We start from the raw sequence: 13,370 nt of genomic DNA, 5'->3' as shown, positions 1-13,370 counted from the left end.
ATCACGCTGCGCCTTTTTCGAAAGGAACCACATTTTGTTCGCGGTACTTTTCTTCTAGTTCTTTCACAACATCAAGCGCGCTACGCACGCCATCTTCATGAAAACCGTTGTACCAATAAGCGCCGCAGAACCAGGTACTTTGTTTACCCTGTATCTCATTTTTGCGCTGCTGCGCTGCAATAGACTCAGTGGTGAATACTGGATGATGATAAGTGAACGAACGCAAGACTTTATTTGAGTTAATTTGCTCAGTACTATTCAACGTTACACAAAACGTGTGTTCTGATTGAATATGCTGAAGAATGTTCATGTTATAAGTGAGCGAAGGGAGGCGTTGCTGTTGCTCTTCACTGCCTTCCAATAGGTAGTTCCATGATGCCCATGCTGCCTTACGTTTTGGTAGTACGGCAGAGTCGGTATGAAGAACAACTTCATTTGCTTGGTATGTCATATCCCCCAAGATTTCCTGCTCAATTGGGCTGATATCCTCTAGCATTCTCATTGCTTGATCACTGTGACAAGCAAAGATAACGTCATCAAACCAATGCGTTTCTCCGCGAACTTGAACGCCAACCCCTTTTTCGTTGCGAACCACTTTTTCGACAGGACTATTAAGACGAATATTCTCGGCAAAGCCTTTGGTCAATGGTGGAATGTATGAACGTGAACCACCTTTAATCACATACCATTGTGGTCGGTTAGTCACATCTAGCAGACCGTGGTTGAGGAAGAAACGTAAGAAGAACATAAGAGGGAATGCGCGCATGTCAGCTAAAGTCGACGACCAAATCGCAGCACCCATCGGTAATATGTAGTTATCGGTAAAAAAAGCACTGAATTTGTGTTCGTCAAGGAACTCACCTAACGTCTGAGAGTGCGAAGATTGCTCGCTAGCGAAGCGCTTGGCAAGTTTATTGAAACGAAGTATCTCGAAGATAAATCGATAAAATTTAGGGTTTGCCCAGTTACGTTTTTGAGCAAACAATGTCGACACTGTGTGGCCGTTGTACTCTAGTCCGTTCCCATCGTTTCTGACACTGAAGCTCATTTGAGTCGGCAGACCTTCAACGCCAATCTCGCTCATCATTTTAATGAAATTAGGGTACGTACGATCGTTATAGACGATGAACCCAGTGTCTATCGCGTATTCTCTACCATCAAGGCTCACATCAACGGTTGCAGTATGGCCACCGATGTAATCGTTCGCTTCAAAAAGCGTTACATCATGTTCTTTATGCAAGTAATAACCACAAGTAAGGCCAGAGATTCCCGTTCCCACAATCGCTATCTTCTTTCTTCCTGCTGTTTTCATTTTTATTCCTTCTTATGATACGAGTTTAGCAGTTAGGCGAGCTTGCCAACTGTATGGAAGTAACGAGATAAAACGTAAAATACTGGTAAATCTCGCTGGGAAATAGATATAGGTCTTGTTGGCGGCTAACTGCTTCCTGATAGAGTCCGACGCTTGCTGAGTAGAAATGATCATTGGCATTTCGAAGTCGTTTTTGTCAGTCAACGGCGTTTCAACAAAACCAGGAAACACCGTTACCACTTTGATCCCTTTCTTTTTCAAGTCGACGGCGAGCGTGCGTGCAAAATAACTGACTGCCGCTTTGGATGCGCCGTAAGCTTCTGCACGAGGCAGTGCCACTTCTGATGCGATAGAGCCAACAATAACAATGCGGTGCCCTCTCTCTAAATGTACTTGGCAGCCTTCAACGCAGTTGGCAACACCGACAACATTTACGTTCATCACACGCGCCATGAGTTTCGCGTCGACCACTCCCTCATCCATGTACTCACAATCGCCTGCGTTAAAAACCCATGTGTTTGGCGTAAAGGGCAAATTAGAGAGCGCCTGCTGAGTTTCCTCATAATTTGTCACATCAAACTGCAATGTATGAATTTTGGCAGAAACTGCCTCCAGTTCTGCAAGAACATCTTGATTCCGACCACAAGCAATCACATTCCATTCTGAGGTCGCGTAATCTAGGGCAAGCTGCCTTCCTATTCCGGAGGTGGCGCCTGTGATTAAGATGGTGTTGTTCATTGTCCTAACCTCTGCTTGATGGTTTTAACGACTGAACCAAGTAACGGTAAATGCTCATAGAGCATCTCTCCGAGATCAAAATAGTCTCGGTGATAAATGACCTGACCTTCGCTAAATTTGAGGTGCGAAACACCATTGACGAGAATAGGCGCACCCTTCTGAAGTTTGGGATGCTGAAGGTCCATTGTCCAAGTTAGGAAGCCTGTATCTCCGACTTGTTGATGCTCATGGATTACAAAATCACAACTGATGACGTTGGCATATAATGAGGTGAAATAATCCGAAAGTGCTGGCCATCCTTCTAAACGATGCGCTGCGTCCTCAAATACTACATCTTGGTGATATATATCCTTAAGCAGATGTAAGTTCGCTTTGTTGAGCTTTTGATAGATATTGCCAACAGACTGTATGTCCATTTTTTACTCCTACACGCCCATTAAGTTGTACAAAATTATTATATGTACAAGATAGTTCATTCCACCAAAGTTGTACAAAAATAATTTTGTATAACTTTATTTCTGTAAGTAGTACGTGATGAAGTTCGCACGCGATCAATCGGCGAAAAAAAGGCTTGGTCAAAACCAAGCCTTTTCAGCAGATTAACAATTATTTAAGTAGGAACAATTAGTATTGCTGGCCTCGCAACGCTGCAATACGTTTATCTAGCGGAGGGTGGCTCATTAATAGCTCAGTCAGCGACTGCTTGCCATTGATACCAAACGCCATCATGGTGCCATCCAGTTGAGATTCATGACTCACCTTCAAACGCTCTAGAGCCGCAATCATTTTTTCTTTGCCAACGAGGCGCGCAGCACCTGCGTCCGCGTGGAATTCGCGATGACGGCTGTACCACATAGTCAAGAAGCTAGCTAGGAAACCAAATACCAGTTCAAGCACCATGGATACGCCAAAGTAAACCATCATATTTGTACCTTGGCCTTCTTCATCATCGTTCGATGCCACGATATTGGCAATAAAGCGTGATAGGAAGATAACAAACGTGTTCACGACACCTTGCATCAACGTCATCGTGACCATATCACCATTTGCAATATGGCTCACTTCGTGTGCAAGTACTGCCTCTGCCTCATCACGAGTCATATTGTGTAAAAGACCAGTAGAAACGGCGACAAGAGAGTCATCTCGTTTTGCACCTGTCGCAAATGCATTGATATCTGGTGAATCATAAATAGCCACCGTTGGCATACCAATACCCACTTGTTGAGCTTGACGACCCACAGTTTCGACTAACCAATGCTCCGTTTCGTTGCGCGGGCTTTCAATGACCATACCACCAACCGAGCGTAGCGCCATACCCTTTGACATCATCAACGAAATAAATGCGCCACCAAAACCAAATACAGCAGCCATTACAAGTAAACCTGACAGACTGCCTGGTTGCATTCCAGTTACAGCGTAAACAATATTCAGAACAACACTAAGCACTAGCACGACAGCTAGGTTAGTTGCTAGGAATAACATAATTCGCTTCATTACTTTTCTCCGAGGAAGCTTATCGTTTTTTTAAAACGGATTGTTATAAGGAACAAATGGTAATCGCTATAAAAGCCAATTCCGTTGATTTTCATGTTCCGTGCGTTATAGATATAGTCTATCCGCGATAAAAACAAGGTTAAGCAATAAATTGCAACATTTGTTTTCGGGACTGAAATATTTAATTCAAGCGATTTCAAAACATGCTTTGGTAGGAGCCGGAACCTCCGTTCATATACATTTATCAAAATGATAAAATAAGCTCTGAGCTACCCATCATCTATTGATAGATGATCTTGGTGTTAAATCTATCACCTCTTAGCAACTTAGCTAGAAATTTTTTAATAGACCAAAAACAGTACGTTAGCTCTGCTATAGACTTTGGTCTTATTGTGCGGCTACATGGACATGCTAAATTCGAATGAGATGAACAAAACAGAGCCACTCTAAGTACATTGCAAAAAGTGCATTGGGTGAGCTCAAAAACTCCATGTATTGAGGGAAAAACCATGGTAGAAACTAACGACTATCAAATGGCTATTGATTTACTGCGTTGTCACCTAGGCATCTCAGAGGACGAGGCAAAGCAACAACTTGGTATTTCAACCGATCATCATATGTCTCAGCGTGTTGCAGAAACACAACAAGCATTGATGGGGCTCAGCCAAGATAAGTAATCTGACTTTTTAGGTTACACCAACAAGAAAGGGCTGCATTGCGCAGCCCTTTGGTTTTTTAGTCTTTTACCCTAAACACCATTAGTCAGTGTTTAGCAACGGCTCTACATTAATGTACTTGCCTAGCTCTTTACGTTTAGCACTTGGAATATATGGAATTTCCCCAAGCTTAGGTGCATCGATACGTGCTTCTAGCATCTCGATAATGTCAGCGTAGTGCTCTGTGCCTGGGTTGACGCGGTTTGCCACCCAGCCAACAAGATTCAAACCATCCGCTTTAATACTCTCTGCTGTGAGTAAAGCGTGGCTCAAACAGCCTAATTTAATGCCAACCACCAGTACAACAGGTAACTGCTCTTCTTTTACCCATGTAGATAAACAGTCCGTATCGGATACTGGCACACGCCAGCCTCCAGCACCTTCAACGAGAACAACATCGGCTTGCTGCTTATGTTGAGCCAGTTTTTGACTCAGAACATCGTAACTTATTTCGACATGTTCATGCTTCGCTGCAATGTGGGGAGAAGCAGGCAACTCTAAAGCGTATGGGTTCACATCATCATAGTCCACATCGAGTGTTGCGGCGTCTTGTAAGTGTAAAGCATCAGAGTTACGCCATCCGGCTTCAGTCTTGTCACTCCCTGCTGCCACTGGCTTATAACCAATAGTGTTTAGTCCTTTTGCGGCGATCGCTTGCAAAATGGCTTTAGACGCTACCGTCTTTCCAACATCAGTATCCGTACCAGCAATAAAAAAAGCATCAATCATAGATGTATTACTCCAAAACAAACCTGATAACTTGCAGGTAGAAGACCTTGATCGTTTTTAAACGCTTGGTACGCATGCTCAACTTTTAACAAAGTCTCGCGACTAGTTAAACCGTGTGAGCGCCCGCTTACGTGATTTGCACCTATACCTTTGAGGTCACGCATAACTGAAAATGCAGAGTCGTACCAAACTGTGATGGTGGTCAAGTCTAGTTGATGGCTGTCACATCGAGATTGCGCTAACGCAATTTTTACCTGATTGAGCGTTAGAAAGTTATTGACGTGTTGATATGCATCAATTTTTTCCCATGATGCACGCAGCTCATACAGTGATCCATCAACCAGTGTAGAGAACCACGCTTTCCCACCATTTTTTAGCACGCGGCGCACTTCTTTTAGTGGGTAACTTAAATCTGTACACCATTGCAGCGCTAAACTTGAAAACACGTAATCGAAGCTATCATCGTCAAATGGTAAGTTTTCAGCATCAGCAACTTGGTAATGCATTCGTACTGCACCACAACGCTGCTCTGCTTTATCTAACATGGCTTGAGAGATATCGCCGCAGACTACTTCCGCACCGCGTTGTTGAAGTAGTTGGGAGAAATAACCCGTGCCACAACCTAAATCCAATACACGTTTTCCCGTCAAGTTTTCAGGAAGTTTATCAAGCAGCTGATGCCCGACATCACGTTGAAAAGCCGCATGTTTATCGTATGTTTCTGCTGCTTTACCAAACGAAGAGGCAATCGCGTCTTTATCTTGATGGAAACTCTCTAACGCGAGCGTTTGCGCTAATGCGGTAGTTGCATTATCCATTACAGCGCTCCTAATGCTTGCTTCAATGCGATTGAAAGCGTTTTAACTTGTTCATTAGTGTGATTGGCAGTGAGTGTTATTCGAAGACGAGACGTTCCTTTAGGCACCGTCGGAGGGCGAATAGCAGTCACCCAAATACCGTTTTGGCGACAAGCACCTGCTACTCGCAAAGCCAATTCAGATTCACCAATCAAAAAGGGCTTAATCGAAGTTTGAGTCTCAACAAACCCCTCAAGGCCGCTAAGGCTATCTCGATACACTTCACTAAGCTCAGAGAGCTTTTCACGTCGCCAAGACTGCTCTTGAACCATCGAGACTGCATGAGTCAACGCATACGCTTGTGCTGGCGGTATCGCCGTGGAATACACATGGTGACGAGCAAACTGAGTTAAAAAGTCCCCCGTTGCGTGGTCACATAAAATAGCTGCGCCAGACGTACCAAACGCTTTACCGAAGGTAACGACCAATAACTCAGGCTTAACCGCGGCATGCTCGCAAGAGCCACCACCGGATTGACCAAGAACGCCAATACCATGAGCGTCATCGACAGCAAGCCAAGCATCATGACTGCGAGTGACTTCAGCTATATCGCTGAGCGGCGCACAATCACCGTCCATGCTGAACACCCCTTCAGTCACAACCAGATGGTTGTCTTCGCTATTAATCAGCGATTTCAGGTGCTCGATGTCATTGTGCTTGAAACGCTTCATCTTAGCTGGTGACAACGTCCCCGCTTCCATCAGTGAGGCATGGTTCAAACGGTCTTGGATCAATACGTCTGACTTTTCTAACAAGGTGAACAACAAGGCTTGATTAGCACTGAACCCAGAACCAAACAAAATTGCTCTGTCGTAACCCAGCCATTCGGTCAGTGCGGCTTCTAAATTGCTGTGCGCGGCACTAAAGCCAGTCACCATCGGTGATGCCCCACTACCACTGCCGTATACACTCAAACCTTGCTGCCAAGCACGAACAAGCGCTTGGTCATTGGCCAATCCCAAATAATCATTACTTGAGAAATTAATGTAGCGTCTACCTTCGTGTTCCAAAACGGACTGGTTACCGGCAAACACCACATTCATAGAACGATTCAACCCTTGCGTTTTACGCTCAGCAAGGGCGGACTCGATACGAGATTTAAACGCTGGCATCGTAGAAAAGGTCGTCTTTTGTTGGACGAGCAGCAACACGCTCTACGACGCGATCGAGTAACTCATTTTCTTCGATTTCATCAGGCTTTTGAGACACCTCTTGGCTGTTAATGCCGAGCTTATTGAACAGCATCATGTCTTTGTCTTCTGAAGGGTTTGGCGTGGTCAGAAGTTTGCAGCCGTAGAAGATGGAGTTTGCACCCGCCATAAAACACAGCGCTTGCATTTGTTCGTTCATGTTTTCACGGCCAGCGGATAAACGAACGGCTGATTGAGGCATCATGATTCGTGCAATCGCAATCAGGCGAATGAAATCAAATGGCTCAACATCATCCACTTCTTCCAACGGTGTGCCCTTTACCTTCACGAGCATGTTGATTGGAACGCTTTCAGGGTGTACCGGTAAGTTAGCCAATTCAACCAACAAACCTGCTCGGTCATTGGCACTCTCACCCATACCGATGATGCCACCAGAACAAATCTTCATGCCGGCATCACGAACGTGAGAAAGCGTATCTAAACGGTCTTGATAAGTACGTGTGGTAATGATGTTGCCATAAAATTCAGGAGACGTATCTAGGTTGTGGTTGTAGTAATCCAAACCTGCGGTTGCCAGTTGTTTTGCTTGATCTGGTGTCAACATGCCTAATGTCATACACGTTTCTAAACCCATGCCTTTCACGCCTTTGATCATGTCGGTCAAATGTGGCATGTCACGCTCTTTCGGGTTTTTCCATGCTGCGCCCATACAGAATCGAGTAGAACCAGCATTTTTGGCTTTTTGCGCAGCATCGAGTACGCGTTCTACTTCCATCAGACGCTCTTTCTCGATGTCTGTGGTGTAACGAGCACTCTGAGGACAGTACTTACAATCTTCTGGACAAGCACCTGTCTTAATCGACAGAAGCGTGCTTACTTGAACATGGTTGGTTTGTTGATATTGACGATGTACAAGCTGCGCTTCGAATAGGAGATCCATGAATGGTTTTTCCATGAGATCGCGCACTTCAGCATGCGTCCAGTTATGACGAACTTCCACGTGTATTCCTTTAGTCACTTTTGTTGTTGTGTTGACAGTCTACTGAGTCTCGATAAACTGTCAACACAACACAAAAGAACAAAGTTTACATTTGTTTGTTTTTTAATCTTAATTGTTATTGGAATCGCACATGGATCTCGCCTTCGACCGCCAGCATATCTGGCATCCTTACACTTCGACATTGACACCTCTGACCTGCTACCCAGTGGCATCAGCAAGTGGTGTTCACATTAAATTGGAAGACGGTACTGAGCTTGTCGATGGCATGTCTTCTTGGTGGTCGACGATCCACGGCTACAACCATCCGCATTTAAATCAAGCCGCTCACCAGCAAATCGATCAGGTCTCTCACGTGATGTTTGGCGGGATTACCCACCAGCCAGCAATCAGTTTGTGTAAGAAGCTACTGTCCCTAGCACCAAGTAATCTTGAACATGTATTCCTTGCCGATTCAGGCTCCGTTGCCGTAGAAGTCAGCTTAAAAATGGCACTGCAATATTGGCATGCAAAAGGCGAACGCCGACCGAAGTTTCTTACTTTGCGACACGGTTATCACGGCGATACGTTTGCGGCGATGTCGGTTACCGATCCTGACAACTCAATGCACTCTCTTTACAAAGGCTTTTTGCCTGAACATATCTTTGCGGAGTCACCAACTTGTGGTTATTGGGATGAATGGAAGCCAGAGGACCTTACCGACTTCGAGCACAAGATTGAAACGCTCCACCAAGAACTTGCTGCGGTGATCCTTGAGCCTATCGTTCAAGGCGCAGGTGGCATGCGCATCTACCATCCAGAATTTCTCAAAGGCGTGCGTAGACTTTGCGACAAATACGGTCTGTTATTGATTGCAGATGAGATCGCTACCGGTTTTGGACGCACAGGTAAATTGTTTGCCTGCGAACATGCGGATATTCAACCAGACATTCTGTGTGTCGGGAAAGCACTTACTGGCGGCTACATGACCCTCTCTGCGACCCTCGCGAGCAAACACGTAGCAGACACTGTTTGTGGTGGTGATGCTGGTTGTTTTATGCACGGTCCAACCTTTATGGGGAATCCACTCGCTTGTGCCGTAGCTACTGCAAGTTTGGAATTGATCGAGCAAGGTGATTGGAAGCAACAAACCCAACAAATTGAAACGCTGTTTTCTGAGTTACTACCAAAACTTGAAGAATACGACTTGGTGAAAAACACCCGTTGGTTGGGTGCTATTGGCGTAGTGGAGACGCTTCGCCCTGTGAATATGGAAACCATCCAAGCCTTGTTTGTTGAACACGGAGTGTGGATTCGTCCATTTGACAAACTGATTTATATGATGCCGCCGTTCATCAGCAAGCCAGAAGATATTGAGAAGCTAGTTAACGCGATTGATGCAGCGTTGCAACGTAAAGACTGCTTCGCTTCATAGTTCCATTCAATACGAAAACGGTTTGAGTATGAGACTCAAACCGTCTCGTTATTTATTAGAGCAGTAAAGCTATCGAAGTTGACTGTCTTTACTCGCTCGTCGATTGAACAATGCTTGGCGTTGAGATACCAATTCGATTGTTGACTGACATTCGATACACAAACGAACGCCTTTCATTGCAAGACGACGCGCTTCTGGGATCTCATCACCACACTCATCGCAGTAATGGGTGCTCTCACCCTTTGTGATACTGCCACGAACACGGGAAATCTCGTCGTCTATTGTGTTTTGAATTTGTTGGCTGACGCTATCGTCATTTGCCCACCCTACGGCCATAAGCCCTCCTCGTTACTTGAATGAGAAAATCTACTTACCGTGGTAAGGTGGACGATTATATCGATTACAAATAACAAGATAATTAGGGTAAATTCGAAAACACTATTGCAGCCTAGTAATAATCAATTTTCACTCGACGCAGATAACAAAAAACCCAGCACTAAGGCTGGGTTTTGGTGTTCTAGTGGTTAATGAATTAACCGATGTGCGTTGCGCCCGCCATGTACTTCTGAAGTACTGTAGGGATTGCAATGCGGCCGTCTGCTTCTTGGTTGTTTTCTAGGATAGCAACCATTGTACGACCTACAGCTAGACCAGAACCGTTTAGCGTGTGTACAAGCTCAGGTTTCTTCTCGCCTTTACGACGGAAACGCGCTTGCATACGACGAGCTTGGAAGTCCCACATGTTAGAACATGAAGAGATTTCACGGTAAGTTTCTTGAGCAGGAACCCAAACTTCTAGGTCGTAAGTCTTACGAGCGCCGAAGCCCATGTCACCTGTACATAGAACCACTTTACGGTAAGGAAGCTCAAGAAGTTGTAGAACTTTCTCAGCGTGACCTGTTAGCTCTTCTAGTGCGTTCATTGAATCTTCTGGCTTAGTGATTTGTACTAGCTCAACTTTGTCGAACTGGTGCATACGAATCAGACCACGAGTGTCACGACCGTAAGAACCCGCTTCTGAACGGAAACATGGCGTGTGAGCTGTCATCTTTATTGGTAGATCCGCTTCGTCAGAAATCGTGTCACGAACTAGGTTCGTTACAGGCACTTCTGCAGTAGGGATTAGAGACAGTTTACGTGGCTCTTCGTCGTTTACTTTTTCTACTAGCGGCTCAGTGTGGAAAAGATCTTTACCAAACTTAGGAAGCTGACCAGTACCGAATAGGCTGTCAGAGTTTACTAGGTAAGGTACATACATTTCCGTGTAGCCGTGCTCTTCAGTGTGAAGATCTAGCATGAACTGAGCGATTGCACGGTGTAGGCGAGCGAATTGGCCTTTCATCACGATGAAACGTGCGCCAGTGATCTTAACAGCACTTGCGAAGTCTAGACCGTCACCCATTTCGCCTAGGTCAACGTGATCTTTCAGTTCGAAGTCGTAAGACTTTGGCTCACCCCAACGAGAGATTTCAACGTTGTCGTTTTCATCTTTGCCATCTGGCACTTCATCTGCTGGGATGTTTGGTACAGAAAGCGTGAATTCGTCTAGTTGAGCCATTACTTGCTCAAGTTCAACTTTCTTCGCATCAAGATCGCTACCTAGAGTACCGATTTGTTTCTTGATCTCTTCTGCGCCTTCTTTGTCGCCAGCCGCCATTTTTTGGCCGATTTGCTTGGAGATGGAGTTACGCGTGGATTGTAAATTTTCTACTTCTACTTGAATGGACTTACGTTGTTCTTCAAGTTTACGAATAGTATCTACGTCTAGCTTAAAGCCACGACGCGCCAGTTTAGCAGCTGTTTCATCCAGCTCTGTACGAAGTAATTTAGAATCCAGCATTGTTAATCCTATGCTTTTTGTTGTGAAATCACGCGCACTTTCCAAGCGTACGCGTTAAAAAAATTTACTGAACAAATGTATCCAAAAACGCCTACTTTTCATAGCGCTTTTGTGGGCTATTTGCGTCTAAAGTAGCCAAGTAATCTAACTTTTCGCCGATTTTGGTCTCTAGACCACGATTTGTCGGCTGATAGTACCTACGATCGCCCATTTCAGGTGGCAAATATTGCTCACCCGCAGCGTAAGCGCCAGGCTCATCGTGAGCATAACGATACTCTGCACCGTAACCCATGTCTTTCATCAAACTGGTTGGTGCATTTCGAAGGTGATGCGGCACTTCATATTCAGGTAAGTTATGAGCGTCTGTGAGCGCTTGTTTCCATGCCACGTAAACAGCATTACTTTTCGGCGCACACGCTAAGTACACGATCGCCTGTGCAATCGCACGTTCACTTTCTGCTGGACCAACTCGGGTAAAGCAATCCCAAGCAGACAGTGCCACTTGCATTGCGCGAGGGTCAGCATTACCTACATCTTCAGAAGCGATCGCAAGTAATCGACGGGCAATATAAAGAGGATCACATCCCGCTGCAATCATACGTGCAGCCCAGTAAAGCGCCGCATCTGGGTTAGAACCACGAATGGATTTGTGGACCGCAGAGATTAAGTCGTACCAGATATCACCTTTGTTATCGAAGCGAGAGACTTTCTCCCCTGCCACTTCAGCCAGCAACTTAAGCGTGATCTCTTTTTCACCTTGCGCATTGTCTTCTGCCATGTCGTAGAGCAGCTCAAGGTAATTGAGAGACATGCGAGCATCACCGTTTACCAGTTCTGCTAGGCGGTCTAATACGTTATCAGCGAAGTGTGCAGGTGTATTGCCCAAGCCACGTTCTTTATCGCTGATCGCTTGGTTCAGCGCCAATGAGATTTCATCTCTATCAAGAGACGTCAGCTTGTAGACACGTGCACGTGACAGCAATGCGTTGTTTAACTCAAACGATGGGTTTTCTGTCGTCGCACCAATAAAGGTAACCGTGCCATCTTCGATATGCGGTAAAAACGCGTCTTGTTGAGATTTGTTGAAGCGATGCACCTCATCCACAAATAAGATGGTGCGGCGGCCCGCCATTTTGTTCTCACGTGCTTTCTCGATTGCAGCACGGATTTCTTTCACACCAGACGTTACCGCAGACACACGCTCTACTTCAGCATTGGCATAGTTTGCAGCCACTTCCGCTAATGTCGTTTTGCCTGTGCCTGGTGGTCCCCAAAGGATCATAGAGTGAATGTGACCCGCCTCTAGCGCACGGCGCAGTGGCTTACCGGGGCCTAAAATGTGCTGCTGTCCGATGTATTGTTCGATCGTTTCCGGTCTCATACGAGCAGCAAGGGGACGAAAATCTTCGTCCCCCGAGAAATCTAATGTGTAATTACTCACTACCAATTAATTCCTTTGGTCATCCACTTCCACACCTTTTGGAATTGTGAATGTGAATCTGTCTGCTTTTGGTTTACCCAGCTTCACGTTGTTAAAGGTGAACAAACCTTTTTGGCCGTCTTGCTCAACCACATTGAAGCCTTTCACCACACCTTTGGCATCAATATTAATCTGGAATTGACCTTGTGTGGAGTCTACTGCAGTAGGAATGAGAGTGAACTGGTCACCTTTTTGAGATATTTTGTAGTTATTCCAATCACTTGCTCGGTTACGCGTTAGCAAAACAAATGGCGTTTGCTCTGTTGCTTGCTCTTGCCAGTAGATGCTCACTTGCTCGATGAATGGGCTGTAGTACCACAATGTCTTACCGTCAGAGACCAATAGGTTCTCATCAGGGAATGTTGTACTCCAACGGAACAGGCTTGGGCGGGCAATTTCAACCGTACCTTCTCCTTCCATCACCGTTTCGCCTTCAGGGCTGATAACCTGCTGAGAGAAATCCGCACTAAAGCCATCATTCATAGAAAGGCGTTTGTTTAATTCATCTTTAGGAGACGCTGCGTGCGCAGTAGAGAAGAGGGAAAAGCTTAAAACAAGCGCAGAGAAAAGTTTCGCTGAAAATAGTTTTTTCATTCAGATACCTATTATTAGAACCACTCACCTCAGTTGGACTGAGGTGAG

The 13,370-nt window shown here is 45.4% G+C and carries 14 protein-coding genes; 2 read left to right on the top strand and 12 right to left on the bottom strand.

Annotated elements, in window-relative coordinates; translation table 11 throughout:
- Position 1: 1 nt before the first annotated feature.
- The 4 genes from R7041_RS02475 to htpX all read right to left on the bottom strand — a co-directional run bounded on the left by R7041_RS02475 (position 2) and on the right by htpX (position 3,544).
- Entirely contained in the window at positions 2 to 1,312 is a 1,311-nt protein-coding gene (locus R7041_RS02475) for an NAD(P)/FAD-dependent oxidoreductase (protein ID WP_053303217.1), read from the bottom strand.
- A gap of 12 nt (positions 1,313 to 1,324) precedes the next feature.
- On the bottom strand, positions 1,325 to 2,050 hold the full coding sequence (locus R7041_RS02470; protein WP_017634393.1) for an SDR family oxidoreductase: 726 nt from the start codon (positions 2,048 to 2,050) through the stop codon (positions 1,325 to 1,327).
- Positions 2,047 to 2,466: a nuclear transport factor 2 family protein gene (locus R7041_RS02465; RefSeq protein ID WP_005378211.1), complete on the bottom strand. Its 420-nt coding sequence runs from the start codon at positions 2,464 to 2,466 to the stop codon at positions 2,047 to 2,049. Before R7041_RS02465 ends, R7041_RS02470 begins: the two co-directional genes overlap by 4 nt.
- 208 nt (positions 2,467 to 2,674) lie before the next feature.
- Positions 2,675 to 3,544 carry a protease HtpX gene (htpX, locus tag R7041_RS02460; RefSeq protein WP_005388085.1) on the bottom strand — a complete coding sequence of 290 codons (870 nt, stop codon included), beginning with the start codon at positions 3,542 to 3,544 and terminating at the stop codon, positions 2,675 to 2,677.
- Between the two features lie 509 nt (positions 3,545 to 4,053).
- On the opposite strand from htpX, the gene R7041_RS02455 reads away from it, so the two are divergent.
- Entirely contained in the window at positions 4,054 to 4,221 is a 168-nt protein-coding gene (locus R7041_RS02455; protein ID WP_005378215.1) for a hypothetical protein, read from the top strand.
- An 81-nt stretch (positions 4,222 to 4,302) separates the two neighbouring features.
- On the opposite strand, the gene bioD is transcribed toward R7041_RS02455, so the two are convergent.
- From bioD to bioB, 4 genes are read right to left on the bottom strand one after another with little or no spacing between them, the layout of a single operon-like run.
- Positions 4,303 to 4,989 carry a dethiobiotin synthase gene (gene bioD / locus R7041_RS02450; RefSeq protein WP_025766887.1) on the bottom strand — a complete coding sequence of 229 codons (687 nt, stop codon included), beginning with the start codon at positions 4,987 to 4,989 and terminating at the stop codon, positions 4,303 to 4,305.
- Complete coding sequence (gene bioC, locus R7041_RS02445) at positions 4,986 to 5,807, bottom strand: malonyl-ACP O-methyltransferase BioC (RefSeq protein ID WP_005388087.1); 822 nt, start codon at positions 5,805 to 5,807, stop codon at positions 4,986 to 4,988. Before bioC ends, bioD begins: the two co-directional genes overlap by 4 nt.
- A complete protein-coding gene (gene bioF / locus R7041_RS02440) occupies positions 5,807 to 6,958 on the bottom strand; it encodes an 8-amino-7-oxononanoate synthase (protein WP_025766888.1) in 1,152 nt (383 codons plus the stop codon). Before bioF ends, bioC begins: the two co-directional genes overlap by 1 nt.
- Positions 6,945 to 7,997 carry a biotin synthase BioB gene (gene bioB, locus R7041_RS02435; protein ID WP_025766889.1) on the bottom strand — a complete coding sequence of 351 codons (1,053 nt, stop codon included), beginning with the start codon at positions 7,995 to 7,997 and terminating at the stop codon, positions 6,945 to 6,947. Before bioB ends, bioF begins: the two co-directional genes overlap by 14 nt.
- 130 nt (positions 7,998 to 8,127) lie before the next feature.
- Here bioB and bioA point away from each other — a divergent pair, with 130 nt between their 5' ends.
- A complete protein-coding gene (gene bioA, locus R7041_RS02430) occupies positions 8,128 to 9,408 on the top strand; it encodes an adenosylmethionine--8-amino-7-oxononanoate transaminase (RefSeq protein WP_064368027.1) in 1,281 nt (426 codons plus the stop codon).
- 69 nt (positions 9,409 to 9,477) lie between these two features.
- On the opposite strand, the gene R7041_RS02425 is transcribed toward bioA, so the two are convergent.
- The 4 genes from R7041_RS02425 to lolA all read right to left on the bottom strand — a co-directional run bounded on the left by R7041_RS02425 (position 9,478) and on the right by lolA (position 13,322).
- Positions 9,478 to 9,744 (bottom strand): DksA/TraR family C4-type zinc finger protein, encoded by a 267-nt coding sequence (locus tag R7041_RS02425; RefSeq protein WP_033905078.1) that lies wholly within the window; start codon positions 9,742 to 9,744, stop codon positions 9,478 to 9,480.
- Positions 9,745 to 9,940: 196 nt separating this feature from the next.
- Positions 9,941 to 11,248, bottom strand: a complete 1,308-nt coding sequence (gene serS, locus R7041_RS02420; RefSeq protein WP_005437179.1) for a serine--tRNA ligase — start codon at positions 11,246 to 11,248, stop codon at positions 9,941 to 9,943.
- Between the two features lie 91 nt (positions 11,249 to 11,339).
- Complete coding sequence (locus tag R7041_RS02415) at positions 11,340 to 12,695, bottom strand: replication-associated recombination protein A (RefSeq protein WP_318114511.1); 1,356 nt, start codon at positions 12,693 to 12,695, stop codon at positions 11,340 to 11,342.
- Entirely contained in the window at positions 12,696 to 13,322 is a 627-nt protein-coding gene (gene lolA, locus R7041_RS02410; protein ID WP_005388103.1) for an outer membrane lipoprotein chaperone LolA, read from the bottom strand. It abuts the gene before it with no gap.
- Between the last annotated feature and the right edge of the window lie 48 nt (positions 13,323 to 13,370).

It is taken from the genome of Vibrio sp. 1751 (assembly GCF_033339895.1).
GTDB lineage: Bacteria > Pseudomonadota > Gammaproteobacteria > Enterobacterales > Vibrionaceae > Vibrio > Vibrio alginolyticus.
Note: the sequence above shows the minus strand (reverse complement) of the source record. Positions and strands in the feature narration are given on the sequence as shown.

Excerpts from the sequence above, each read along its gene's own strand:
- R7041_RS02475 (WP_053303217.1), bottom strand. The coding sequence starts at position 1,312 with ATGAAAACAGCAGGAAGAAAGAAGATAGCGATTGTGGGAACGGGAATC.
- R7041_RS02470 (WP_017634393.1), bottom strand. The coding sequence starts at position 2,050 with ATGAACAACACCATCTTAATCACAGGCGCCACCTCCGGAATAGGAAGG.
- R7041_RS02465 (WP_005378211.1), bottom strand. The coding sequence starts at position 2,466 with ATGGACATACAGTCTGTTGGCAATATCTATCAAAAGCTCAACAAAGCG.
- htpX (WP_005388085.1), bottom strand. The coding sequence starts at position 3,544 with ATGAAGCGAATTATGTTATTCCTAGCAACTAACCTAGCTGTCGTGCTA.
- R7041_RS02455 (WP_005378215.1), top strand. The coding sequence starts at position 4,054 with ATGGTAGAAACTAACGACTATCAAATGGCTATTGATTTACTGCGTTGT.
- bioD (WP_025766887.1), bottom strand. The coding sequence starts at position 4,989 with ATGATTGATGCTTTTTTTATTGCTGGTACGGATACTGATGTTGGAAAG.
- bioC (WP_005388087.1), bottom strand. The coding sequence starts at position 5,807 with ATGGATAATGCAACTACCGCATTAGCGCAAACGCTCGCGTTAGAGAGT.
- bioF (WP_025766888.1), bottom strand. The coding sequence starts at position 6,958 with ATGCCAGCGTTTAAATCTCGTATCGAGTCCGCCCTTGCTGAGCGTAAA.
- bioA (WP_064368027.1), top strand. The coding sequence starts at position 8,128 with ATGGATCTCGCCTTCGACCGCCAGCATATCTGGCATCCTTACACTTCG.
- R7041_RS02425 (WP_033905078.1), bottom strand. The coding sequence starts at position 9,744 with ATGGCCGTAGGGTGGGCAAATGACGATAGCGTCAGCCAACAAATTCAA.
- serS (WP_005437179.1), bottom strand. The coding sequence starts at position 11,248 with ATGCTGGATTCTAAATTACTTCGTACAGAGCTGGATGAAACAGCTGCT.
- lolA (WP_005388103.1), bottom strand. The coding sequence starts at position 13,322 with ATGAAAAAACTATTTTCAGCGAAACTTTTCTCTGCGCTTGTTTTAAGC.